Source organism: Arthrobacter sp. 01T425 (genome assembly GCF_056398725.1).
The window spans coordinates 170766-194605 of sequence record NZ_JBFTPY010000007.1 but is presented as its reverse complement, the minus strand read 5'-3'; the positions used below and the strand labels follow the sequence as shown (position 1 = coordinate 194605).

Annotated in this window: 19 protein-coding genes; 6 read left to right on the top strand and 13 right to left on the bottom strand. The window is 68.5% G+C overall.

From position 1 onward, the window contains the following. From AC1DNG_RS10540 to AC1DNG_RS10515, 6 genes are all read right to left on the bottom strand, one after another. Positions 1 to 1100 (bottom strand): ABC transporter substrate-binding protein (locus tag AC1DNG_RS10540; RefSeq protein ID WP_476887316.1); only part of this gene is annotated, 1100 nt, incomplete at its 3' end. Positions 1101 to 1383: 283 nt separating this feature from the next. Further along, positions 1384 to 2823, bottom strand: a complete 1440-nt coding sequence (locus AC1DNG_RS10535) for a sulfate adenylyltransferase subunit 1 (RefSeq protein WP_476887315.1) — start codon at positions 2821 to 2823, stop codon at positions 1384 to 1386. Then, positions 2823 to 3890, bottom strand: coding sequence for a sulfate adenylyltransferase subunit CysD (cysD, locus tag AC1DNG_RS10530; RefSeq protein WP_476872940.1), 1068 nt, complete (start codon positions 3888 to 3890; stop codon positions 2823 to 2825). The genes AC1DNG_RS10535 and cysD overlap by 1 nt, the downstream gene beginning before the upstream one ends. Next, entirely contained in the window at positions 3887 to 4597 is a 711-nt protein-coding gene (locus AC1DNG_RS10525; RefSeq protein WP_476870404.1) for a phosphoadenylyl-sulfate reductase, read from the bottom strand. Before AC1DNG_RS10525 ends, cysD begins: the two co-directional genes overlap by 4 nt. Continuing rightward, on the bottom strand, positions 4594 to 6339 hold the full coding sequence (locus AC1DNG_RS10520) for a nitrite/sulfite reductase (RefSeq protein ID WP_476887314.1): 1746 nt from the start codon (positions 6337 to 6339) through the stop codon (positions 4594 to 4596). Before AC1DNG_RS10520 ends, AC1DNG_RS10525 begins: the two co-directional genes overlap by 4 nt. Before the next feature lie 131 nt (positions 6340 to 6470). Next, positions 6471 to 7217 carry a sirohydrochlorin chelatase gene (locus tag AC1DNG_RS10515; RefSeq protein ID WP_476887313.1) on the bottom strand — a complete coding sequence of 249 codons (747 nt, stop codon included), beginning with the start codon at positions 7215 to 7217 and terminating at the stop codon, positions 6471 to 6473. 61 nt (positions 7218 to 7278) lie between these two features. Here AC1DNG_RS10515 and AC1DNG_RS10510 point away from each other — a divergent pair, with 61 nt between their 5' ends. Beyond that, a complete protein-coding gene (locus AC1DNG_RS10510; RefSeq protein WP_476851228.1) occupies positions 7279 to 7944 on the top strand; it encodes a trimeric intracellular cation channel family protein in 666 nt (221 codons plus the stop codon). A 20-nt stretch (positions 7945 to 7964) separates the two neighbouring features. Continuing rightward, on the top strand, positions 7965 to 8393 hold the full coding sequence (locus AC1DNG_RS10505; RefSeq protein WP_476887312.1) for a hypothetical protein: 429 nt from the start codon (positions 7965 to 7967) through the stop codon (positions 8391 to 8393). A 191-nt stretch (positions 8394 to 8584) separates the two neighbouring features. Here AC1DNG_RS10505 and AC1DNG_RS10500 read toward each other — a convergent pair whose 3' ends face one another. From AC1DNG_RS10500 to AC1DNG_RS10485, 4 genes are all read right to left on the bottom strand, one after another. Further along, positions 8585 to 9406, bottom strand: a complete 822-nt coding sequence (locus AC1DNG_RS10500; protein WP_476887311.1) for an endonuclease domain-containing protein — start codon at positions 9404 to 9406, stop codon at positions 8585 to 8587. Between the two features lie 508 nt (positions 9407 to 9914). After that, positions 9915 to 11015, bottom strand: coding sequence for a polyprenyl synthetase family protein (locus AC1DNG_RS10495; RefSeq protein WP_476887310.1), 1101 nt, complete (start codon positions 11013 to 11015; stop codon positions 9915 to 9917). Positions 11016 to 11024: 9 nt separating this feature from the next. After that, positions 11025 to 12419, bottom strand: coding sequence for a geranylgeranyl reductase family protein (locus AC1DNG_RS10490; RefSeq protein WP_476887309.1), 1395 nt, complete (start codon positions 12417 to 12419; stop codon positions 11025 to 11027). Positions 12420 to 12431: 12 nt separating this feature from the next. Next, positions 12432 to 13223 carry a demethylmenaquinone methyltransferase gene (locus AC1DNG_RS10485; protein ID WP_084476083.1) on the bottom strand — a complete coding sequence of 264 codons (792 nt, stop codon included), beginning with the start codon at positions 13221 to 13223 and terminating at the stop codon, positions 12432 to 12434. Positions 13224 to 13376: 153 nt separating this feature from the next. On the opposite strand from AC1DNG_RS10485, the gene AC1DNG_RS10480 reads away from it, so the two are divergent. The 4 genes from AC1DNG_RS10480 (at position 13377) to AC1DNG_RS10465 (ending at position 17785) form a co-directional block, all read left to right on the top strand. Further along, the gene (locus tag AC1DNG_RS10480; RefSeq protein ID WP_476887308.1) at positions 13377 to 14783 is read left to right on the top strand and encodes an isochorismate synthase; all 1407 of its coding nucleotides are present in this window, start codon (positions 13377 to 13379) and stop codon (positions 14781 to 14783) included. 268 nt (positions 14784 to 15051) lie between these two features. Next, entirely contained in the window at positions 15052 to 16005 is a 954-nt protein-coding gene (locus AC1DNG_RS10475; protein ID WP_476851223.1) for an ABC transporter substrate-binding protein, read from the top strand. Between the two features lie 35 nt (positions 16006 to 16040). Further along, a complete protein-coding gene (locus AC1DNG_RS10470) occupies positions 16041 to 17012 on the top strand; it encodes an amino acid ABC transporter permease (RefSeq protein WP_476851222.1) in 972 nt (323 codons plus the stop codon). Next, positions 17009 to 17785 carry an amino acid ABC transporter ATP-binding protein gene (locus AC1DNG_RS10465; RefSeq protein WP_028276658.1) on the top strand — a complete coding sequence of 259 codons (777 nt, stop codon included), beginning with the start codon at positions 17009 to 17011 and terminating at the stop codon, positions 17783 to 17785. Before AC1DNG_RS10470 ends, AC1DNG_RS10465 begins: the two co-directional genes overlap by 4 nt. A gap of 81 nt (positions 17786 to 17866) precedes the next feature. On the opposite strand, the gene menD is transcribed toward AC1DNG_RS10465, so the two are convergent. The 3 genes from menD to AC1DNG_RS10450 all read right to left on the bottom strand — a co-directional run bounded on the left by menD (position 17867) and on the right by AC1DNG_RS10450 (position 23715). After that, entirely contained in the window at positions 17867 to 19600 is a 1734-nt protein-coding gene (gene menD / locus AC1DNG_RS10460; RefSeq protein WP_476887307.1) for a 2-succinyl-5-enolpyruvyl-6-hydroxy-3-cyclohexene-1-carboxylic-acid synthase, read from the bottom strand. After that, positions 19597 to 21432: an arginine--tRNA ligase gene (gene argS, locus AC1DNG_RS10455; protein WP_476887306.1), complete on the bottom strand. Its 1836-nt coding sequence runs from the start codon at positions 21430 to 21432 to the stop codon at positions 19597 to 19599. Before argS ends, menD begins: the two co-directional genes overlap by 4 nt. 186 nt (positions 21433 to 21618) lie before the next feature. Continuing rightward, a complete protein-coding gene (locus AC1DNG_RS10450) occupies positions 21619 to 23715 on the bottom strand; it encodes a PhoX family protein (RefSeq protein ID WP_476887305.1) in 2097 nt (698 codons plus the stop codon). Positions 23716 to 23840: the final 125 nt, after the last annotated feature.

Here is a 23840-nt window from a genome sequence, read left to right as displayed (position 1 = left end):
TCGAAGATGCCGTTGATGTCGGCCTGCTTGGTGGTGCCGGCGTCGACGCCGTCCTGGAGCAGCTTCTTGTACGTCCCTGCGAGCGGGTCGGTGGTGAAGACAATGTTCTTCAGGGACCGGTCGATGACGTCGGCCGGCAACGCCTTGCCTGCGGCAGCCTTGAGCCCGTCGTTGAGGACGGTGGCTTTCTCGGCGGCGGGCGCCGCGTTGAGCCAGTCCACGGATTCGACATGGCCCTTCAGCAGCGCCTGCACCGTGGCAGGGTGCTCGGCCGCGAACGTCTTGTTGACGATCAGGACGGTGGTGACGAACTCGCCCTTCTCCCACAGGTCCTTCTCGTCGACCAGGACCTTCGCGCCGGCCTGGAGCACCAGGCGGGAGGCCCAGGGCTCAGGCAGCCACGCGCCGTCGAGCTTGCCGTCCTGGAACAACTTGAGGGTCTGGGCGTTCTCGGTCGGGTTGATCGAGACGTCGCCGCTGCCGTCCGTGGAGGTCTTGAACCCCTGCTTGCCGAGCCAGGCGCGGAGGGCCACGTCCTGGGTGCCGCCGAGCTGCGGCGATGCGAGCGTCTTGCCCTTGAGGTCGGCCGCCGAGTTGATGCCGGGCTTGACCACCAGCTGCGCTCCGCCGGCCGCGGCGCCGGCGATGATGCTGATGGACTGGCCGTTGCTCTTGACGTAGGAGTTGATGGCCGGGTTGGGGCCGATGTAGGTGGCGTCGATGGCGCCGGCGTTCAGGGCCTCGATCGCGGCCGGGCCGGCGTTGAACACCTGCGTGCTGAGCTTGGTCGCCCCGAGGTCCTTGGCGATGAACCCCTTGTTGACACCCACCAGGGCCGGGGCGTGGGTGATGTTGCCAAAGTAGCCGAGCCTGAGCTCCGCGGCCGGGCCGGCGTCCGCCGTTGCCGCTACGGGGGCGGTTTCGGGGCTGCGGGACAGCGAGGATGCAACTGCTGCGCCGGCGCCGATCAGGAGCACGAGGCCCGCGACCAGGGCGATTTCCAGGGTGCGCTTGCGTTTGGGTTTGCCGGTCTCGCCGGCGACGATCCGGGTGGTGCCGGGCTGTGTGCCGGGCCCGGGGTTTTCGGGGGTGTGTGACATGGGTGAAGTCCTGTTCTGGGGTGTGTGCGGAAGGGCCGGGCGGATGGTCAGCGCCGGCGACATCGCCCCTGGAAGTCCCTGCGGGGGAGGCCGGGGAACCGTTCCTGTGTCTTCATTCATTCACCATAGGGAGTGTCATATTCGGGGTTCAACGGCCCGGAAACCGGGGGTCACGCGGGTTCACGCAGCGTCACATTCGGCCCCAAAAGACGGCAGCTTGTTTCCCGGACAGCCGCCCATGGCGACCGACCGGGGAACAAGCTGCGCCCATGTGACACGTGGCCTAGATCGAGTAGCGCTCGTCCTCGTGGTCGCCGGGGTGGTCGTTGACCAGGCCTGCGGCGAGGGTGTTGCCGTCGAGCGGGTCGATCACGAGGAACGCCCCGGTGCGGCGGTGGTGCAGGTAGTTCTCCAGCGGCAGCGGCGCGGCGAGCCGGAGCTGCGCGTGCCCGATGTCGTTGAGCTCCAGGGTGGTGGTCGGCTCCAGGCCGAAGCTGGCGAGGTCGAGCCTGCCTGTCACGTTCCGCACCAGGGCCTGGACCGTGCGGGTGCCGTGCTTGACCAGGACCTTGGAGCCCTCCCGGAGCGGCTTGGGCGAGAGCCAGCACAGGGCGGCGTAGAGGTCTGCACTGCTTTCACGCACCGTCCCGGCCGCCGCGATCGTGTCACCGCGGGCGACGTCGAACTCATCGGCCAGGCGCAGCGCCACGGACTGCGGTGCGGCCGCCTCGGCGAGCTCGCGGCCCGCGAAGTCGATCCCGGTGATGGTGGTGGTGCGCGGGGCCTGGCCCGGGGTCAGGATGCTGACCTGGTCCCCCAGTTTCACGGAGCCTTCGGTGATCTGGCCGGCGTAGGCACGGTAGTCGCGGTAGGCCTCGGGATCGAGGCCGCCGGCGATGGCGTCCGGAGCCAGCGCGCCCTGCGGCCGGACCACCAGCTGGACCGGGAAACGGAAGCTTTCGAGGTGGCTTTCGAGTTCGTCGGCGGCCGGCAGCGTCTCCAGGACCTCCAGGAGCGCCGGGCCGTCGTACCACGGTGTCCGCTCCGAGCGGTCCACCACGTTGTCGCCGTCGAGGGCGGAGACGGGGACGACGAAGAGATCGGAGACCCCGCCTGCATTTGAATCGTCACGGCCGAGCCCGAGTTCGCGCCCGACCTGCTGGACGTCCGCCTCGATCCCGCGGAACACGTCCTCGCTGAAATCCACAAGGTCGATCTTGTTCACGGCGACGATCACGTGTGCCACGCGCAGCAGCTGCAGCACGGACAGGTGCCGGCGGGTCTGCTCGAGGACACCCTTGCGGGCGTCGATGAGCACGACGACGGCGTCCGCGGTGGACGCACCGGTCACCGTGTTCTTGGTGTACTGCACGTGCCCGGGGCAGTCCGCGAGGATGAAGCTGCGCCGGTCCGTGGCGAAGTAGCGGTAGGCGACATCGATCGTGATGCCCTGCTCGCGCTCCGCGCGCAGGCCGTCGGTCAGCAGGGCGAGATCGATCGCTTTTGTGCCGGTGGCCCCTTCACCGCCGAACCCGCGGTCCGCCGAGGTGCGGGCGACGGCGTCGAGCTGGTCGGCGAGGATCGCCTTCGAGTCGTGCAGGAGCCGGCCCACCAGTGTGGACTTGCCGTCGTCGACGGAGCCTGCGGTGGCGAAGCGGAACAGCGTGGTGGGCAGCGCCGCGGCAACGAGGTCCGGGCCCGGGAGAAACGTTTCCGTGCTCATTAGAAATAGCCGTCCTTCTTGCGGTCTTCCATGGCGGCCTCGGAGATGCGGTCGTCGGCCCGGGTGGCGCCACGTTCGGTGATGGTCGAGGCGGCAACCTCAATGACGACGTCGCGCACCGTGGCGGCGGCCGATTCCACGGCGCCGGTGCAGGACATGTCGCCGACGGTCCGGTAGCGGACGGTCTTGGTGATGACTTCCTCGTGATCGCGCGGCTGGGAGACCTCGCCGACGGCGCGCCACATGCCGTCGCGGGCGAAGACTTCGCGGCGGTGGGCGTAGTACAGGCCCGGCAGCTCGATGTTCTCGCGCTCGATGTAGCGCCACACGTCCAGTTCGGTCCAGTTGCTGATGGGGAACGCGCGGACGTGCTGGCCCACCGTGTGCCGGCCGTTGTAGAGGTTCCACAGCTCGGGCCGCTGGTTGCGGGGGTCCCACTGGCCGAACTCGTCGCGCAGGCTCAGGATCCGTTCCTTGGCCCGGGCTTTGTCCTCGTCGCGGCGGCCGCCGCCGAAGACGGCGTCGAACTTGTTGCGCTGGATCGCATCCAGCAGCGGCACCGTCTGCAGCGGGTTCCGGGTTCCGTCCGCACGCTCGGCCAGCTCACCGGAGTCGATGAACTCCTGGACGGAGCCGACGACGAGCTTCAGGCCCAGCCGTTCCACAGTGCGGTCGCGGAAGTCGATGACCTCGGGAAAGTTGTGGCCGGTGTCCACGTGCAGCACCGGGAAGGGCACCTTGCCGGGCCAGAAGGCCTTCGTGGCCAGGTGCAGCATCACCACGGAATCCTTGCCGCCGGAGAACAGCAGCGCAGGCTTCTCGAACTCGGCGACGACCTCGCGGATGATGTGGATGGCCTCGGACTCGAGGGTGTCGAGGCTCGAGAGGCGTGAACCTGCGACGCCGATTGCCGCCCCCGCCCCTGCGCCGCGCGGCTGATCTTCGATCAGCCCAGCGCGCGGCTCCGACAGGCCCGATGCCACTCCCTGGGCGGCAATCGGCGTCTCAGCTGCGTCGTTGTCCAGCACCGACAGCTCCAGGTCCTCGTTGGTGATTTGAGTTCTCATACGTGTAGTCCGCATTCTGTCTTGTCGGTTCCTGCCCAGCGTCCGGCGCGGGGGTCGTCGCCGGGCGCCACCTTGCGGGTGCAGGGCTGGCAGCCAATGGACGGGTAGCCCTGTGAAAGCAGCGGGTTGACGGGAAGAAGGTTGTCGTCGGAGTACTGCACCAGCTGGTCGAAAGTCCAGGCCGCCACCGGGTTGACCTTGACCAGGCCGTTGGCCTCGTCCCAGGTGACCAGCGGCGTGTTGGTGCGGGTGGGCGCCTCGTCGCGGCGGACCCCGGTGAACCAGAGCTCGTAGCCTGCCAGGGTGCGGCGCAACGGCGCCACTTTGCGCAGGGCGCAGCACTGCGCGGGGTCGCGGGCGAAGAGGTCCTTGCCCAGGAGCCGGTCCTGCTGCTCCACGGTGTTCTCCGGCAGCACGTCCACGACGTTGACGCGCAGGTTGGCCGCGACCTCGTCGCGCGTCGCGTGCGTCTCCGGGAAGTGGTAGCCGGTCTCCAGGAACAGGACGTCGACGCCGGGGAGCTGGTCCGCGACCAGCGCCGGGAGGACTGCATCCGCCATGGAGCAGGCGACGGCGACAGTCGGCAGTTCGAAATTGCGGGCCACCCAGGCAATGACGTCGCGGGCCGGGGCGTCCCAGCCGAGCTCGGCGGCGCCGGCCTCGGCGAGGGCCTTGAGCTCGTCGTGGGAGCGGAGCGCTGCGGTCACTGCAGATCACCCTCTTCCGCGGCGAAGGCCCACTCGGCGAAGCTTTGGCCCTCGGAGCGGTCGGCGACGAACTTGCGGACCACGCGTTCCACGTAGTCGGGCAGTTCCCCGGCCGTGACCTTGAGGCCCCTGACGGTGCGGCCCAGGCCTGCCTCCTCGCGGCTGTCGGACGCGAGCCCGCCGCCGAGGTGGACCTGGAAACCCGGGGTGGGGTCGCCGTCGGGCGTTGGCAGCATCATGCCTTTGAGGCCGATGTCCGCCGTCTGGATCCGGGCGCAGGAGTTGGGGCAGCCGTTGATGTGCAGGGACAGCGCCTGGGGCAGCTGCTTGCTCTCGGCGAGGTCGGCCAGCCGGCGCTCCAGCTCGGCGACCGCCGTCGCCGCGGTCACCTTCGTTTCCACGATGGCGAGCTTGCAGAACTCGATGCCGGTGCAGGCGATGGTGCCGCGCCGGAACACGGACGGGCGGGCGGACAGGCCCAGCGCGTCGAGCTCGGCCACGAGCGAGTCCACCTCATCCTTGGGCACGTCGAGGACCACGAGCTTCTGGTGCGGGGTGGTGCGCAGGCGCTGCGAGCCGCGGGCCTCCAGGGTGTCCGCGAGCTTGACCAGCTGGCTGCCGGAGAGGCGGCCGGCCAGCGGGGTGGCGCCGATGAAGAACTTGCCGTCCTTTTGTTCGTGCACGCCAATGTGGTCGCCGGGCGTGGAGGGCTTCGGGGCGGCCGGGCCGTCGGCGAGCTTGTAGCCGAGGTATTCGTCTTCGAGGACCTGGCGGAACTTCACCGGCCCCCAGTCGGCCAGCAGGAACTTCAGCCGGGCCTTGGTGCGCATGCGCCGGTAGCCGTAATCGCGGAAGATGCTGGTGACGCCGAGCCACACGTCGGCGGCCTGGTCCGGCCGGACGAAGGCGCCGAGGCGCTTGCCCAGCATGGGGTTGGTGGAGAGCGCGCCGCCCACCCAGAGGTCGTAGCCGATGCCGAGTTCGGGGTGGACCAGGCCCACCAGGGCGACGTCGTTGATCTCGTGCACCACGTCCTGGCTGGGGTGGCCGGTGATGGCGGTCTTGAATTTGCGCGGCAGGTTGGCCAGTTCCGGGTCGCCGATGAACCGCTCGGCGAGTTCCTGGATCAGCGGTGTGGGATCGATGATCTCGTCCTTGGCGATGCCCGCCACCGGGGAGCCGAGGATGACGCGGGGCACGTCGCCGCAGGCTTCCGTGGTGGACAGCCCCATGCCTTCGAGCCGGCGCCAGATTTCGGGCATGTCTTCGACCCGGATCCAGTGCAGCTGGATGTTCTGGCGGTCCGTGAGGTCGGCCGAGTCGCGGGCGAAGTCCACGGAGATCTGGCCGATGACGCGCAGCTGCGCGGTGGTGAGCGCACCGCCGTCGATCCTGACGCGGAGCATGAAGTACTTGTCTTCTAGCTCGTGCGGCTCAAGCGTGGCGGTCTTGCCGCCGTCGATCCCGGGTTTGCGCTGGGTGTAAAGCCCCCACCAGCGGAAGCGGCCGTGCAGGTCGGTGCCGTCGATCGAGTCGAAGCCGTGCTTGGAGTAGACGGACTCAATACGCTCGCGGACGTTGAGGCCGTTGTCTTCCTGTTTCCAGGTCTCGTTGGCGTTCAGCGGCGTGGTGCCGTCCACTTTCCACTGGCCGTGCGGCTTTGCGGCCGGGCGGGGAGGGCGCTTGGTGCGGCCGGCGGCAGCCTCGTCCGTGGACGCTCCGGCTAGAGCTGTATCAGTCATGCATCGACTGTAGGGGCGGCCGTAATCCCGTCACAAAGGGTCAGAAACGGGGAGTCACCTAGGGCAACATTTCGTCACGAACCGCCGAAAACTCTTGAAGTCGCCCTGCGGCTGTGCATCTGCGCGGACCGTCAGGGCCGGGGCTGCGGGGCCCCGGCCAGCGCCGCGTCGTAGCGTTCCAAGGCAATTTCGGCGAGGACCGGGGAGGGCAGCAGCGGCGCCGTCACCAGGTCCGCGCCGGCCTTGGCCAGCTGGTCATGGAAGAAACCGGGCGCCAGGAGATACGAGGCGATGACGACGCGACCGCCAAGGTCCACCGCTCCGGCCGACTCCCCCGCGCCGGCACCGCCGGCGGCCTCCTCGCGGAGCATGGCGACGGCGTCGGGAACCGAGGGTTTGGCGGAGGCGCCGTAGGCGGCCACGATCCGGTTGGAACGCAGGGCACGGAGCTGCTCCGTGAGTTCCTCGACATTCTGTGCGGCGCTGGGATCGGAGGACCCGGCGGCGGCGAGGACCACGGCGTCGTTGTCCGTTACCCCGGCCTCGCGCAGCCGCGCATCGAGCAGCGCTGCGAGCCGCGGATCCGGACCCAGCGGCGCCGCGGCCAGGGTGTCCGGCCGGCTCTTCACGGCGCGGGCGATGTCCACCTTGACGTGGTATCCGACGCTGAGCAGCAGCGGAACCACGACGGCGGTTACCCCCGCCGGGAGCCCCGCCACGACGGCCGGCAGATCCGGGTCCTGCACGTCGACGTAGGCCTCGCGGACGACCAGCCCGGGACGGAGCCCCGCGATGCCGTCCCGGAGCGCGTTGACCTCCGCGGCCCCGTGCGGGCTCGACGTGCCGTGGGCGCAGGCGATCAGGATGGGGGTATTCATAGCCGTTAGCGTAACCTTGGAGCCGCCCTATCCGCCCCCTTGCAATCGACCGGGACGCTTCATGACCTTCTCCTTCAGCCTTGTCCTGGTCTGGCTTGACCTCGCCGGCGTGTTCTTCTTTGCGGTCTCCGGCTCGCTGCTCGCGGCGCGGAAGCAGTTCGACATCATCGGCTCGCTGCTCCTGGCCTCGGTGGTGAGCCTGGGCGGCGGCGTCATCCGCGACATCATCATCAACGCGGGCCCGCCCGCCGCGTTCACCAACCCGGCGTACCTGGCACCGCCCCTGTTTGCCACGGTGCTGGTGTATTTCCTGTTCTCCAGCGTCCAGCGCTTCACGTCGCTGCTGATCCTGTTCGACGCCGGCGGGCTGGCCCTGTTCTGCATCACCGGCACACTGAAGGCCCTGGCCGCCGGGATGAATCCCGTGGCCGCCGTCCTGCTGGGTGTGACGACGGCGGTGGGTGGCGGCCTGCTGCGGGATATCACCGCCAACGAGGTCCCGCAGCTCTTCGACCCCAGGGATCTGTACGCGCTGCCGGCGTTCGCCGGGTCGGCGTCGACCGTGATCCTGTCCCTCACGGGGACCTTCACCGCGGTGAGCGCCTGCGCCGTCGCCGGGGTGGTCTTCGCCTTCCGGGTCACGGCCTGGCGGCGCCACTGGTACGTTCCGCTGGCGGTCCGCGGCTGGCACCGGCTGGGCCTGGACACCGCGGAAAACGACCGCTGAGGATTAGCTAGGATAAGACCATGACTGACATGTTCCTCGAGAAATTCCGCGCGCTTGTCCCGAAGTATCTCGAAGACGAATGGCAGGAAGAAGATGGCCTCCCGGCCGAGGAGCTCGACGCCGCCCTCGCCGAGCACCAGTTCCAGGTCCCGATGGTCCTGCGCGAGTTCTACCTGGCAGTCGGCGGCTGCGAGGACATCATGGAGGCCTACCACTACTTCTGGGACCCCGAAGAGCTCGAAGTCGATGACGAGGGCTTCCTCATGTTCCTCGAGGACGAGGAAGAGCAGTTCACCTGGGGCTTCCGCATCGGGGACCTCAGCATCCCGGATCCCATCGTGTACCGCCGCAACAACGCCCGCGGCCAGTGGAAGAGCGAGGAAGGGACCTTCTCCGAATTCGTCTTCGACATGTTCGAGTGGGCCTTCAACGACGAGGACGAAGACTAGGCTCCACGGCCTCCCCTCCCATCTCCGGCCGACCTCTCCCCTCCTGCGGCCGCCGACTCTCCCGCTCTCCTGCTCCCGCCGACTCTCCCCTCCTGCGGCCGCCGATTCTCCCCTTGTTTGGCGTCCCCCACCGGCGTGTCCGGAGGAACCGCCGGCATTCTGCGGCAACGGGATTCCATACGTGGGGAAATTCAGCGGATGACCCTGCCGCGCAGCACCTGCCACACCTCGTCGATCACCTTCTGCGGGTTGTAAACGACGTCGTGATATCCGTACCGGAGGACGGCGTAGCCGGTCAGGATGCTGGCGTTGTTCCGGCCCCGGTCCTTCTTGACCTGCGCGCGCTCAAGATGGGTGCTCCCGTCGATCTCCACGATCAGGAATCCTTCAAGCAGGAAGTCCACGACGCCGATCCCCGGCAGGTGCACCTGCGTCTGGGTGTAGATTCCCTGGCTCCTGAAGAGCAGCCTGGCAACGACCTCGATCGCCGAATCCGCCGTGCCGTCAACCAGATCCAGGACTGCACGGGCGGCCCCGTTCCGGTTTCCCGGCAGCCGCTGGCGCAGATAGTCCAGCGAGGTGCGGCCCTGCAGCAGGGCACTTTCCACCATGACCGCCGCATCCACCGGGGGCAGGCAGCGCAGCGCGTGGAGCAGAGCGTCGGTGAGTCCGGCCACGGGGCACGGGTATTCCGTCGGGACCAGGCTGCCGCGGTGGATGACCATTCCGGGCGCTGCGCCGTGCGCGCACAGCAGGTGCAGCCGTGCGGGCTCGTGGAGGCGCCATATGCCGTGGAACGGCGCGGCGGAGGCGCAGGTGAGCACGCCGTTCACGAGCACGGCGGCCACGAAGTCCGCCCGCGCCCCGGGCAGCGCCACCACCCCATGGCGGAGGCGGCGAATTTCCCCCGCAGCCACGCCAGCGCGGATCCTGTTCGACGTAAAACCTGCCTGCAGCAGCGTGGCCGTGCGGGCAACCGAGCCGGCGTATTCCAGATAAACCGTAACGTCCATGGGGCAAGCACACACGCGGCATGACAGCCCCGGGGGCCACAACATCGGTTATGTGGACAACTCCGCACCATCCGCGCCGCTGGTATTCCCCGCTTTTGACCATGTCCGACGGCGTGTCCCGCCAGCGGCGGGCGTGTCCCGAAGCTGTCCGGCCAAAGGTGGGGAAACTCAGCGCGACAACGTCCGGCAATGAATCGAAATCTTATGACAAGAAATTTACAGATAGGTCTGGACGCTATGACATAACTGTCATAGAGTTGTTTCTGGGTTCACCAAATGCCTCCGGTGGATCTGATGCGAACGGAGAAATGGCCCCGGTTCGGCGCAACGGAAGACTCGGACGTTGTGAGGAACCGGGGCCATTCCGTTTAAGCCGGAAGCCAGGTTAATCGTCAGGCTGCACCCAGCCGGAAGAACCGGCCGGGGAGTGACTCCGGCCCGGCTGTACCGCCGGGCCCGGCCTAGCTGGTGTGGCCGGAGGCGGGCCCAGCGGCTGGAGGCCGGGGACCTAGCTGCTGCGGTCCACTACGGCGTGGGCGAAGCTGGTCAGCGAGGCCTTTACGACGCCTTCGGGCAGCGGGGCAAGGGCGGCAATGGCCTCATCGGCCCAGGTGCGTGCCACCACCCAGGACTGTGCAGTGACGGGGTGCTCCCGGAGTCCGGCCACGGCGGCGGTCAGGGCCTCATCCGAGCTGAGGTCACCGTCTATCAGCGTCAGCAGTTCGACGGCGGCCTGGTCGCCGTCGCGGGCCGCGTTGCGCAGCAGCAGCACGGGCAGGGTGGGCACGCCTTCGCGCATGTCGGTTCCCGGCGACTTGCCGGACTTGACCTTGATCCCGGTGACGTCGATGACGTCGTCGGCGAGCTGGAAGGCAACGCCCACCTTCTCGCCGTACTCGACCAGGATCGGCTCGTAGGCTTCGTCGGCGCCGGAGAAGATTGCACCCAGCTGCCCGGAGGCGGCCACGAGCGAGCCGGTTTTGTCCGCGATGACGGAGAGGTAGTGCGCCAAGGGGTCCTCGTCCGGGCGCGGTCCCACGGTCTCGTGCAGCTGGCCCAGGCAGAGCCGTTCAAAGGTGCGGGCCTGGATGCCAAGCGCCCGGGACCCGAGTTCTGAGACCAGGATGGAGGCGCGCGCAAAGATCAGGTCGCCGGTCAGGACCGCGACGGAGTTGCCCCAGACCTCGTGGGCCGTCGGCGCCCCCCGGCGGAACGGCGCGGAGTCCATGACGTCGTCGTGGTAGAGGGTGGCGAGGTGCGTCAGTTCGACGACGACGGCGGCCTGCACCACTGCGGGCAAGGAGGCGTCGCCAAGGTGGGCGCACAGCAGGGTCAGCAGCGGGCGGATCCGCTTGCCGCCGGCTTCCACGAGGTGGCGCGACGTTGCGTCAGCCAGGGGATCGGAGTTGGCAATGGCTTCGCGCAGCTTCTTCTCGACGCGCGCCAGGTTGGTGGTGAGCGCCGGGCCCAGCTCGGCGTCGCCCGCGATGGCCGAGAAGCCTGCCGGCAGTTGGAGGCCGGTGGCGATCGCGGTGGTGTTGAGGCTGGGTTCAGCGCTCGGCAGGCCGTGTCCGGCGTGCGTCCAGCTTTGGTCTGCAGAGTTGGTCACGGGTTAACCCTAACTTTTTGTTGCGGAAACCGCGGAGTTGGCGCCGGAGTGCGGAACGCTGTCCGTGGTGGACGCGGCCTTGTTGGACGTTGCCTGATTGGACGTGGCCTGATTGGACGTGGCGGGAACCAGGGATTCCAGGACCCGGATGACCCGGTCCTCGAAGCCCTTGGCGGCGGGATCGGTGAGGTTGGCCAGCATCCGCACCACGAAACGCATGAGCACGGGGACAGGCATACCGGTCCGGAGGGCCAGTTTCATGACGGCCGGCTTGCCGATCAGGGCGGCGAACGCCCGTCCCAGTGTGAAGTGTGAGCCCCATTGCTGGCGCACGTAGTCGGCGTACCGGGCAAGGTGCGCGTCGGCGGCCCTGGAAGCCTCCGTCCCGGTCCCCCAGCCGGCGGACGCCGACCGGGCAGCCGCGTCGGCGATGAATTCGGCCGCGAAGCGGGCGGACTCCATGGCGTAGGAGATGCCCTCGCCGTTGAACGGGGAGACCATGCCGCCGGCGTCGCCGAGGAGCAGCAGGCCCGGAGAATAGTGCGGGGTGCGGTTGAAGCCCATGGGCAGCGCGGCACCACGGATTTCGCCCACCTGGTTGTCCGGGGTGAAGCCCCAGTCTTCGGGCATGCCGGCGGTCCATTCGCGCAGCACCTGTTTGTAGTCCAGCTTGCCGAAGTCCTTCGAGGAGTTCAGGATGCCCAGGCCCACGTTGGAGGTGCCGTCGCCGACGCCGAACACCCAGCCGTAGCCGGGCAGGAGCTTGCCGTCGCGGCCGGGAAGCTCGAGCCAGCCTTCCATCCAGTCGTCGTCGTGCCGCGGCGAGGTGAAGTAGGTCCGCACGGCCACGCCGAGCGGCCGGTCGTCGCGCTTGCCGATGCCCAGGGAGACGGCGGTGCGCGTCGAGTTCCCGTCGGCGGCGAGGACGACGTCGGCGCTGAAGTCGCGCGTCTCGCCGGTCTTGCGCCCGGAGTTGTCCAGCAGCGCTGCGCGCACGCCGGTGACCCGGCCATCCTCGGAGCGCAGCGCCTCGGTGACGCTGTGGCGTTCCAGCACGACGGCGCCCGCGGACTGGGCATGCCGGGCGAGCTGTTCGTCGAAGCCGAGCCGGGTCCGGATCAGCCCGTACTGCGGGAAGTCGGCAACCTCCGGCCAGGGCAGTTCGATCGTGCGGCCGCCGGCGATCAGGCGCAGGCCCTTGTTCCGCCGCCAGCCGTCGGCTTCGGGGTGGGCGAGTCCCAGCTTCTGGATCTCGCGGACCGCGCGTGGGGTGAGTCCGTCGCCGCAGACTTTCTCGCGGGGAAAGCTGGTTTTCTCCAGCACCGTGACGTCAATGCCGGCTTTGGCAAGGTAGTAGGCGGCGGTGGATCCGGCCGGGCCCGCCCCGACGATCAGTACATTCACAGCAGGGATCGGCTACCGGCCGGGCCGGGTGATGTTGCGGCGCAGCTTGGCCACGGGTCCGGTGTGGGCGGCCAGCGCCGCAGCGCCTGCGGCAGGGCCGGTTGAGGGGTCTGCCGGCTTCTGGGCCCGGTGCACGGCGACGATGCCGCCGCTGAGGTTGCGGTAGGTGACGGATTCCCAGCCGGCCTCCTGCAGCCAGGCCGCAAGGTGGTCCTGGTCCGGCCAGGCGCGGATGGACTCGGCGAGGTAGACGTAGGCGTCGGGGTTGGAGGAGGCCTTGACGGCGATGGCCGGCAGGGCCCGCATGAGGTATTCGGTGTACATGGTGCGCCACAGCGGCACCACTGGCTGGGAGAACTCCGCGATGACCAGCCGGCCGCCGGGCTTGGTGACCCGCAGCATCTCGGCCAGGGCCTTCTTCGGCTCGTTGACGTTGCGCAGGCCAAAGGAGATCGTGCTGGCGTCGAAGGTGTTGTCCGCGAACGGCAGGCGGGTGGCATCCCCGGCGATGAAGTCGATGTCCGGGCGGCGGCGCTTGCCGACCTTGAGCATGCCGAGGGAGAAATCGCAGGCGATGACGTTGATGCCCGCGTCGGCGTACGGCTCGCTGGAGGTGCCGGTGCCGGCGGCGAGGTCCAGGACGTGCTGGCCGGCCGATACGCCCATCGCCTCCACCACCACCTTGCGCCAACGCCGCGTCTGCCCCAAGGACAGGACATCGTTGACGACGTCGTATTTGGGGGCGACGTCGTCAAACATCGTGGCTACTTCGTCCGGACGCTTATCCAAGGATGCTCGGTTCACCCTGACATTGTCTCAAATGATCGGCGCTCCCACGAACGGGCCGCCAATTGACGCGGCTTTCACCTGCGGCAACGGCCGCGGCGGCCCCGTGGAGGCCCGGCCGGCCCGTGTATATCCACCCAATGGGCGATCACGGGCTAGTGTTATGCCATCATGACGAGCACGTTCCGCACCTTGACAGTCCCCCTCGATGCCGAAACTTTCCCCGGGGGCCTGCCGTCGTTTCTGGTCCGGGACGATGTCCTCTGCTGGACCCGCCGCGAGGCCGGTCTCGTGGGCTTCGGCGAGATAGCCCGTTTCACTGCCACCGGACCCGAGCGGTTCCTGGAAGCGGACATCTGGTGGCGCCACCAGGTCCTGGAGGCAGACATCCAGGACAGTGTGGGCTGCCCCGGCACCGGCCCGGTCGCCTTCGGCTCCTTCGCCTTCTCCAAGGCCTCCGCCCATGAGTCCCGGCTGCTGGTCCCGGAAATCGTCGTCGGGCTCCGTGACGGCCAGGCCTGGCTGACCCAGCTCACGTTCGACGACGGCGACCTCACCGAAGCCGGTGCCCGCGCCGCCCTGGACCGCTGGCTTCACAGCACCAGCGCCAATCCCGGCTCAAATCCCCGAGCCAGCGCCAATCCCGGGACCAGCGTGACCGTGGTGGATGACCCGGTGCCGGCACCCGCGCAGACCGGTGGCGCCGTCGTACGTCCTTTGCCATTGGCCGCAGGGGCAACGTTGCACACCGGCTCGCTCAGCGAGGAAGACTGGATGGCCGCCGTTGCCTCCGGCGTCGCGGAGATCCGGACCGGCGCCCTGGAAAAGCTGGTGCTGGCGCGGGACGTCGTGGCCACCGTCCCCACCGGCGTCAAGGCCGCCGAGGTGCTGCGCGAGCTGTCGGCCCGGTACCGCGAATGCTGGACGTACGGGGTGGACGGGCTGGTGGGGGCCACTCCGGAAATGCTGATCCAGGTGGAGGGCCGCACCGCGCAGGCGCGCGTCCTGGCCGGCACACTGGACCGCCGCGACGCCGATGGCATGGCGGGCTCGCCGCTGGAATTCGCCGAACGGGTGCTGGCCGGCTCCGAGAAGCAGCGGCACGAACACGACATCGCAATCCAGTCCCTGACCACGCAGCTGGCCCCGTTTTCCGAGGCCATGAACGCGCACAGCGAGCCCTTCATCCTCGAACTGCCCAATGTGTGGCATCTGGCCTCGGACGTCAAGGCTGAGCTGGCTGAGGTGGAAGGCCACGTCCCCACGTGCCTGGCCCTGATCAACGCGCTGCATCCGACCGCCGCCGTCTGCGGTACCCCCACCACCGTGGCCGGGGCGCTCATCCGCAAGCTCGAGCACCTGGACCGCGGCCCGTACGCCGGGCCGGTCGGCTGGCTCGACGCGGCCGGCAACGGCGAGTGGGGCATCGCCCTGCGTGGCGCCGTCATCGAATCCCCGCACACGGTCCGGCTCTATGCGGGCTGCGGCGTGGTGGACGGCTCGGTTCCCGAGACTGAGCTCGCCGAGACGTGGGCGAAGTTCCGGCCGATGCTGGAGTCGCTCGGCATCAGCAGCTAGGCCGCGGGGCCGGTGAGGCCCAAGATGCGGGTGGGGCCGGTGACGCCGGCCGGGCCGGCGAATCGGCCGTCGGACTTGCACCGCAGGAACTGGCGAAACGGACAGGAATCCGGGATCACAGACAGATCGGGCATTAAAGATATTGCATTCGGGTCTGGTTTAGTTATCCAATAGTGAAACTTAGTTTTCTGTGACGTACATCTCTTGTTCGGCGATACACTATAAATCGGCCTCGTTACGCATCCCTCCGGCAACAAAAGGTAAGAAAATGCAGATCTCCCCTTCGCTCCTGAGCAACCCCGCAATGAAGGTCGCCACGGTGCTCGCCGTCGGCGCATTGGCCTTGACGGCCTGCACGAACGCCTCCGAGACCGGCCCCTCCGGCGCGGCTTCCGCTTCGGGCAGCGCCGCGGCCAGCTTTGACCCCAGCACGGTCCAGAAGGACGACGCCCTGGCGGCCATGTTGCCCGAGTCGATCAAGTCAAAGGGCACCCTGACCGTGGGCTCGGATACCTCCTACGCCCCCGCGGAATTCCTCGGCACCGACGGCCAGACCCCCGTGGGCTACGACGTCGACATCGCCAAGGCGATCGGCGCGGCGCTGGGCCTGAAGGTCCAGGTCCAGACGGCCGAATTCACCGGCATCCTTCCGGCTCTCGGCCCGAAGTACGACCTCGGGGTCTCTTCCTTCACGATCAACCCGGAGCGGCTTGCCGCGGTGAACATGGTCAGCTACTACCAGGCAGGTACCGGCTGGGCCGTTCAGAAGGGCAACCCCAAGAAGATCTCCCTCGATGACCTCTGCGGCAAGTCCATCGGCGTGCAGACCGGCACCATCCAGGAAGATCCGGACCTCTCGGACCGCAACAAGAAGTGCACCGCCGAGGGCAAGCAGCCCATTAACATCGTGACCCTCAAGACCCAGACGGACATCACCACCCGACTGGTCAACGGCAGCATCGATGCCATGGCCGCCGACTCCCCCATCATCGGCTACGCACTGACCCAGACCAACGGCCAGCTCGAGAAGCTCGGCGAAGTCTACGATTCTGCTCCCCAGGGCATCGCCGTCGCCAAGTCGGACACGGCCCTGGCGGACGTCGTCCAGAAGACCATGACCAAACTGATGGAAGACGGTTCCTACAAGAAGATCCTTGAGGGCTGGGGCGTCACCGACGGTGCCATCACCAAGTCCGAGGTCAACCCGGCGGTCGCGTCTTGAGCCTCCCCACAACCGGATCCGCAGCAGGGGCAGAGATGGACAGCCATCAGGACCCTCACGCCGCACCGGTACTGAACAATGCAGTACCGGTACGGCATCCCGGCCGCTGGATCAGCGCCATCATCATCGTCGGCTTCCTGCTTGCCTTCCTGCAGAGCCTGTTCACGAACCCCAACTTCCGCTGGGACGTCGTCGGCACCTACATCCTGGACACCAAGGTGGTCCAGGGCGTCGTCTGGACCCTGTTCCTGACATTTGCGTCCATGGTCCTGGCCATCGTCCTGGCCATCCTCCTGGCGTTCATGCGGCAGTCCGACAACCCGGTGTTCCGCTGGTCCAGCTGGACCTGGGTCTGGTTCTTCCGCGGCACCCCGATCTACACCCAGCTGCTGTTCTGGGGGCTCGCCACGGTTCTCTATCCGACGATCGTCCTCGGCATCCCGTTTGGTCCTGCAACCTTCACCTGGGTGACCTCGGACCCCACCCACGGCCTGATCCCGGCCATCCTGGGCCTGGGCCTGAATGAGTCCGCGTATCTCGCAGAGATTTTCCGGGCCGGCCTGAAGTCCGTGGACCAGGGCCAAAGTGAGGCTGCCGAGGCCCTGGGCATGACGAAGGGCAAGATCATGCGGCGGATCATCCTGCCGCAGGCCATGCGCGTCATCGTGCCGCCCACCGGCAACGAGACAATCGGCATGCTGAAGACCACGTCGCTGGTCCTGGCGGTGCCGTTCACACTGGACCTGACCTTCGCGACCAACGCCCTGGCCAACCGGATTTACCTTCCCATTCCGCTCCTGATTGTCGCCGCCTTCTGGTACCTCGTCATCACCAGCATCCTGATGGTGGGCCAGCACTTCATTGAGGCTCACTACGGCAAGGGAGTGGACAACCGGGTTCCGGCAGCGATCAACCCCGCCGCCGCCAAGGCGTCCGCAGCCGTGGCCCCCAGCGCCGGGGCCGAGCCGGACCTCAAGATGGACTTCCCCGAGGAGGAGGCGAAATGACGATCACCACAGAGCAGCCCCTGGTCAAGATCGAGGGCCTTCACAAGTACTACGGCACACACCACGTGCTGCGCGGCATCGACCTGACCGTCAACCAGGGCGAGGTGTCGGTTGTGATCGGCCCGTCCGGTTCGGGCAAGTCCACCATGCTGCGCTGCGTGAACCTGCTGGAGACCATCAGTGCCGGGCGCATTTCGGTGGGCGGCGACCTGATCGGCTACCGCGAGGTCAAGGGCAGGCTCCATGACCTGAAGACCAAGGAAATCGCCGCCCAGCGCCGCGAGATCGGCATGGTCTTCCAGCGCTTCAACCTGTTCCCGCACAAGACCGCGCTGCAGAACATCATGGAGGCCCCGGTCCAGGTCAAGGGCCAGTCAAAGGCCGTCGCCCGCAAACGCGCCCTGGAGCTACTGGACCGGGTGGGGCTCGGCGACCGCGCCGGACACTACCCGTCCCAGCTCTCCGGCGGCCAGCAGCAGCGCGTCGCGATTGCCCGGGCCCTGGCCATGGACCCCGAGCTCATGCTGTTCGATGAGCCCACGTCCGCGCTCGACCCGGAGCTCGTGGGCGATGTCCTGAACGTGATGAAGGACCTCGCCAAGTCGGGCATGACCATGATCGTGGTGACCCACGAGATCGGCTTTGCCCGGGAGGTCGGCGACCGCCTGACCTTCATGGACGGCGGCATCGTCGTGGAGTCGGGCGACCCGCGGGAGGTCCTGGCCAATCCCCAGCACCCCCGCACCAAGGAGTTCCTCAGCCGCGTGCTGTAGTTCCGGATTTCCGCACCGATTTAGGGCAGCCGCTACGTGGATCCACGTAGCGGCTGTCCTTTTTCGTAGCGGAAACGTGCGCTACGTCTGCGGGAGGCCCTCCACGGCCGTGGCCACCGCGGCCCGGATGGCGCGGTGCAGTTCCCCGAGCCGGTGCCGGTCCGTGCGCACCTCGATGATGCTGCGGCCCTCCGGCGGGCCGGACAGCGCCTCGGCGAGTTCCGCCGTCGTGCCGACCAGGCGGTGCGGGACGCCGTAGGCCGCGGCCAGCGCGGCGAGGTCCACCCGCTGCGGGGTGGCGAAGAGGCGTTCGACGGCGTCGCCGTAGCGCCCCGCCGCGGCGACGGTGCCGTGCTCCAGGAGCCCGAAGATGGCACCGCCGGCGTCATTGAGCACCACGATCCGCAGCTGCGGTTCGGCCTCCCCGGCGCCGAGCAGGAGTCCCCCGGCGTCGTGCAGGAACGTCACGTCCCCCATGAGTACGGTGGTTTCCTGGCCGCCGCCAAGCGCGATCCCGGTGGCGGTGGACGTGGTGCCGTCGATCCCGGCCAGGCCCCGGTTGGCGAACATGGTGGCCTGGGGTTCCGCGGGCGGCGCCCCGGCGAGGTCGACGTCGCGGATCCCGTTCGAGGAGCCCAGGACCAGCTGCCCGCGGGCATGTTTCCAGACTTCGGCGCCCACCGACGGGCCGGTCGCGGCCGGGGATGCGGCCAGGATCAGGTCCACGGCATGCTGCGCGGCGGCTCCTGCCAGCAGCCAGGCATCGAGCCAGGCGGCAGATCCGCGGCCGGCGAAGTCCGCCAGGTCCGCCAGGGTTTCCAGCGGCAGTTCGGTGCGGCGGCCGGGTTCGTACCAGGCCACCGGAACCGGCTGGTACAGGGCCGACGGGACATCCGCCCGCTCCAGCAGCACGCTCACCGGCCGGGAGAGCGTCGGCCGGCCGAAGAGGACCACGCGTTCGATCGGCTGTGCCGCGTCCGCGCCGAAGTGCTCGATCAGCAGCCGGTAGGGGCCCACCGCGTTGGGGCCGAAGCGGGCGTTGGAAGACGGCTCGGCCAGCAGCGGCAGGCCGTGCGCGCGGGCGAAAGCCTCCGCGACCGGGCCGGCGTCGTGCCCGGCCAGCACCACGGTGCGCCGCTCCGGCAGCGCCGTCGACGCGGCCGGAAAGTCCAGGGCCAGGGGGTTCCGGGCGGCCCGGTAGATGCCGTGACCGGCGGCCGCGGGCAGCCCGTCGCCCACGGCCGGGACCAGCGGGTCGCGGAAGGCAAGGTTCAGCTGCACCGGCCCGGGCGGGGCGTCCTCGAAAGCTCCGGTGGCGGCACTGAGGGCCGTTTCGACGGCGCGCTGCGGATCGCTGCCCGCGGGCACGTCGACGGCGAAGCGGACGTGGTCGCCAAAGAGGTCCAGCTGCACGGTGGTCTGGTTGGCGCCGGTCCCCCGCAGCTCCTCGGGCCGGTCGGCGGAGATGACCACGAGCGGCACCGCGGCGTGGTTGGCCTCCATGACGGCCGGGAGGAGATTGCCGACGGCGGTCCCGGACGTGGTCAGGACGGCGGCGGGCGCACCGGCGGACAGGGCCAGGCCCAGGGCGGTGAAGCCGGCGGACCTTTCGTCGATCCGGACCAGCAGCTCCACCCGTCCGGCGGCTTCGGCCTCGGCCAGGGCGTAGGCCATGGGCGCCGAGCGCGATCCCGGGGACACCACCACCTGGCGCACACCGGCGGCGAGCAACGTGCCGACGGCGATGCGCGCAGCCTCCACCGCGGTCAGGCCGCCAGGAGCGGATGAGCCGGCAGCGGAATCCGCCGGACTCACATGTGCTCCGGCGTTTCGATGCCCAGCAGTTCCAGGCCGCCGGAGAGGCGGCGCAGAGCCAGCGCGCACAGGGCCAGCCGCGAGTCCCGAACGGATTCCTCGGCCTTGAGCACAGGGCACTGGTCGTAGAACGTGGTGAAGAGCTGTGCGAGCTCAAAGAGGTAGCCGCAGAGCCGGTGCGGCTCCAGCGCGTCCCGCACCTTGTTCAGCGTTGCGTCGAACTCCAGCAGGTGCAGGGCCAGCGCGCGTTCTGCGGGTTCGACGACGGCGATCGCCGTGGCGGGGCCGCCGGATGCTTCGGCTGCCGGAGTGCCGGCCGCCGGAGTTCCTGCGGCGCCGGCTGACGGCGAGCCGCCGTCGCCGGTGATTTCTTCCAGTACCCCGGCTTTGCGCAGGATGGAGCGGATCCGCGCCGCAGCGTACTGCACGTAGGGTCCGGTGTTGCCGCTGAGGGCGAGCATGCGGTCGAAGTCGAAGACATACTCGGTGTCGTGGCCGGTGGAGAGGTCGGCGTACTTGACGGCACCGATGCCCACCTGGCGGGCGGTCACGGCGCGCTCCGCCTCGCTGAGCTCGGGCCGGCTCGCGTCGATGACGGCGCGGGCACGGTCCACGGCCTCTTCGAGCAGGGCCATGAGCTTCACCGGGGCACCGGAACGGGATTTGAGGATCTTTCCGTCCTCGCCAAGCACGTTGCCGATCTGCACGTGCACGGCCTCGACCGTCTCCGGAAGCCAGCCGGCGTCCCGGGCACTGGCCATGACCATGCGCAGGTGGACGTTCTGCGGGGCGCCCACGACGTAGAGGATCCGGTTGGCCGCCAGGTCGCGGACCCGGTAGCGGATGGTGGCGAGGTCCGTGGTGCCGTAGCCGTAGCCGCCGTCGGACTTGCGGATAATCAGCGGCAGCGGCTGCCCGTCGCGGCCGGTAAATCCTGCGGGGAAGGTGCACAGGGCGCCGTCGCTGATCCGGGCCAGGCCGCGTTCCTCGAGTTCCTGGCACAGCTGTGCCAGATGCGCGTCGTAGGAGCTTTCGCCGGCGATGTGGTCATCGGTAAGGCTGATGCCGAGGGTGGAGTAGATGGCGTTGAAGTAGCGCTTGGACTGGGCGACCAGCCGCTGCCAGACGGCGAAGGTCTCCTGGTCGCCGCCCTGCAGGGCAACGACGCGGAGCCGGGCCCGGGTGGCGAAGCCGTCCTCGTCGGTGGCGGAGGCATCGAACTTGGCCCGGGCGGCCTGGTAGAACGCGCTGGGGTCCTCCACCAGCAGCGCCGCCTCCGGGGAGTCCTCGCCGATCTCCAGCCAGTGTTCGATCAGCATCCCGAACGGGGTGCCCCAGTCACCGATATGGTTCTGCCGGATCACGGTGTCGCCGAGGGCTTCGAGCACCTTGACGAGGCTGTCCCCCACCACGGTGGTGCGCAGGTGGCCGACGTGCATTTCCTTGGCGACATTCGGGGAGGAATAGTCGACGACGACGCGCTGCGGTGTCGCGGCGGGCGTGACGGCCGTGGCCGGGGACGCGGCCTGGACCGACTCCGCATTGAGCAGCTCCTCGATCCAGGTGCCGTCAAAGCTCAGGTTGATGAAGCCGGGTCCGGAGATTTCCACACTGGTGCAGATGCCGTCCAGGTTCAGGGCGTCCACGATCCTGGCGGCGGCGTCCCGCGGCGGCAGGCCGGCTTTTTTGGCCAGGGCCATGGCGGCGTTGATCTGGATGTCGGCGAACTGGGAGGGCCTGACCACCGGATCCGTCTGCCGGAACTCTTCGCCAAACGCGGTGGCAATTGCAGCCTGGACTCTGGGGACAACCAATTCGGCCGGATTATTCACAGTCCCAAATTATCAGTTCGGCAAAAACCCGACGCTCCCTCACGTCCCGCCGGCAAAAACCCGACGCTCCCTCACGTCCCGCCGCCAAAATAAGGGAAGTGAGGGAGCGTGGGAAGGAAACCTGCCAAACGTGAGGGAGCGCGGGAAGGAAACCTGCCAAACGTGAGGGAGCGTGGCGGCAGGAAGCTAGCCGCCGGTGCGGAACACCTGGACCACGGACGGACGCGGGGCGCGCACCTGGCCGGGCTTCGGTGTCGCGCCGGCCGCGACGTAGTCAGGGAAGTACGAGTGCTGTTCGGCGAAGGTGCCTTCCTCGCCCGGGTGCTGAACGGCAACGAAGACGGTTCGCTCCTCGTCGTGGATGACCGGGCCGCAGGTCTCGGCGTCGCGCGGGACGGCGAGGAACTGTTCCACCCTGCCGCGTTCGGCACCGTCCAGGGTCACCTTGAAGAGCCCGTCGGCGTAGCCGATGCTGGAGGGCGCGCCGTCGGTGGAGATCCAGAGGTTGCCCACGGAATCGAAGGCCACGTTGTCCGGGCAGGAGATCGGTGAGACCTGGCTGGCAGGGAACCCGGCGAAGTAGGTGGCGGAGTTCTTGGCCGGATCGCCACAGACCATCAGCAGGTTCCAGCCAAACTTTGTGGAGCTCTGGTCCCCGGTCTCGGTGATTTCGACGATGTGGCCGTCGCGGTTGAGGGTACGGGGGTTGACCTCGGTGGCCCCTTCCTTGCCGGGCTTGCCGCGGTCCGCGTTGTTGGTGCAGACCACGTAGACCTTGCCGGTGTGCGGGCTGGGCTGCACGTCCTCGCAGCGGTCCATCTTGGTGGGGCCCACCTTGTCGGCGGCGAGGCGGGTGTACACCAGTACCTCTTCCACGGACATCCCGGCCACCTTGGACTGTCCGCCCACCACGAGGGGCAGCCAAACACCGGCGCCGTCGAAGGCGCCGTCGGCCGGAAGCTTGCCCGCGCCGTCGAACCCGTCGGCAGGGGAATTGCCCGTGAACTTCGCGACGTACAGGTCGCCTTCCGAGAGCAGCGTGAGGTTGTTCCTGCGGTCCTCCGCCGTCTTTCCGGGCCGGTAGGTGCCGGCCGAAACGAACTTGTACAGGTAGTCGAAGCGCTCGTCGTCGCCCATATAGGCCACCACGTGACCGGACTTGGCGACGATCACGTTGGCGCCCTCGTGCTTGAAGCGGCCCATCGCGGAGTGCTTGCGGGGCGTGGAGGAGGGATCGAAGGGATCCACTTCCACGATCCAGCCGAAGCGGTTGGCCTCGTTCTGATATCCGGGGTTGCGGGTGTCGAAGCGCGGGTCATCGAGTTCCCACTGGCGGGCGGTGGGCTTGCTGGTCAGGCCGTAGCGCTTGTCGGCGTCGGAGGTTCCGGGCGCGGCGAAGTAGCCGTTGAAATTTTCCTCGCCGGAGAGGATCGTGCCCCACGGGGTGGTGCCGCCGGAGCAGTTGCCCAGGGTGCCCTGGATGGCCCGGCCGGAGGGATCGGCGGCGGTCTTCAGCAGCGGGGACCCGGCGGCGGGGCCGTCGAGCTCGTAGGTGGTGTCGGTCAGGAAACGGCGGTTCAGCCCGGCGCCCCGGACGTAGCTCCAGGGCTTGTTCTTGTTCGCACGCTCCAACTCGACCACCGTGAGGCCGTGGGCCGCACGGCCGATCGCGCGGGCCTCGGCGGCGTCGAATCCGGCCGGCAGCATGATGGACTCGTTGGTGTATTCATGGTTGGTGAAGAGCACGGCCCGGCGGTCCTTGGAGCTATCGATCGGCAGGATGTCGGTGTAGTCGTTGTTGTAGCCGAACTGGCGGGCCTGCGCCGCCGCGCTCTGGTGGTCCAGGTCGAAGGCCGGCGAGTCGTTGAAGAGCGGGTCGCCCCAGCGGATGACCGGCTGCCAGGTGAACCCGGCCGGGACGGTGAACTGATCCACGGCGGCGTCCACCGGAGCGATGGCGGTGAACTGCAGCTTGGATTTTCCAAACCCGTCCTTGGCGGCAGCGGCGAGGCCCGGACCGCCCTCGGCCACTGCCGTATCGGCGGACGTCACGGCGTTGCCGAGGACGACGGCGAGCGCGCCGGCGGCGCCGAAGCCCAGCGCGGCGCGGCGGGACATGGTGGCGGAGGCGATGTCCCGGAAGTAGCTGTTGGTGCTGGTGTTGCAGACCTCGCCCGAGCAGGCGTTGTCGCACTTCAGCGCACAGGTGACAGGGCTTCGCTTGCCTTTGGTGTGGCCGAGCATGGGGAGCAGGGAAAATTTGCGTCCGGAGGTGACAGACATGGAGAGACCTTCCATGGGGTGAGTTGCGGTCGCGCCCACCCTTCCAGCCGCTGGCTACCGAGAGGCGTCTGTCAGATGAAGTCCCGGTGAATGCTTCGCCGTGCCGCCGAACCCATCGGTTGCTC

Bases quoted from the DNA above. Each gene is read 5' to 3' on its own strand.
- AC1DNG_RS10535 (WP_476887315.1), bottom strand. From the start codon at position 2,823: ATGAGCACGGAAACGTTTCTCCCGGGCCCGGACCTCGTTGCCGCGGCG.
- cysD (WP_476872940.1), bottom strand. From the start codon at position 3,890: ATGAGAACTCAAATCACCAACGAGGACCTGGAGCTGTCGGTGCTGGAC.
- AC1DNG_RS10520 (WP_476887314.1), bottom strand. From the start codon at position 6,339: ATGACTGATACAGCTCTAGCCGGAGCGTCCACGGACGAGGCTGCCGCC.
- AC1DNG_RS10515 (WP_476887313.1), bottom strand. From the start codon at position 7,217: ATGAATACCCCCATCCTGATCGCCTGCGCCCACGGCACGTCGAGCCCG.
- AC1DNG_RS10510 (WP_476851228.1), top strand. From the start codon at position 7,279: ATGACCTTCTCCTTCAGCCTTGTCCTGGTCTGGCTTGACCTCGCCGGC.
- AC1DNG_RS10505 (WP_476887312.1), top strand. From the start codon at position 7,965: ATGACTGACATGTTCCTCGAGAAATTCCGCGCGCTTGTCCCGAAGTAT.
- AC1DNG_RS10500 (WP_476887311.1), bottom strand. From the start codon at position 9,406: ATGGACGTTACGGTTTATCTGGAATACGCCGGCTCGGTTGCCCGCACG.
- AC1DNG_RS10480 (WP_476887308.1), top strand. From the start codon at position 13,377: ATGACGAGCACGTTCCGCACCTTGACAGTCCCCCTCGATGCCGAAACT.
- AC1DNG_RS10475 (WP_476851223.1), top strand. From the start codon at position 15,052: ATGCAGATCTCCCCTTCGCTCCTGAGCAACCCCGCAATGAAGGTCGCC.
- AC1DNG_RS10470 (WP_476851222.1), top strand. From the start codon at position 16,041: ATGGACAGCCATCAGGACCCTCACGCCGCACCGGTACTGAACAATGCA.
- AC1DNG_RS10465 (WP_028276658.1), top strand. From the start codon at position 17,009: ATGACGATCACCACAGAGCAGCCCCTGGTCAAGATCGAGGGCCTTCAC.
- AC1DNG_RS10450 (WP_476887305.1), bottom strand. From the start codon at position 23,715: ATGTCTGTCACCTCCGGACGCAAATTTTCCCTGCTCCCCATGCTCGGC.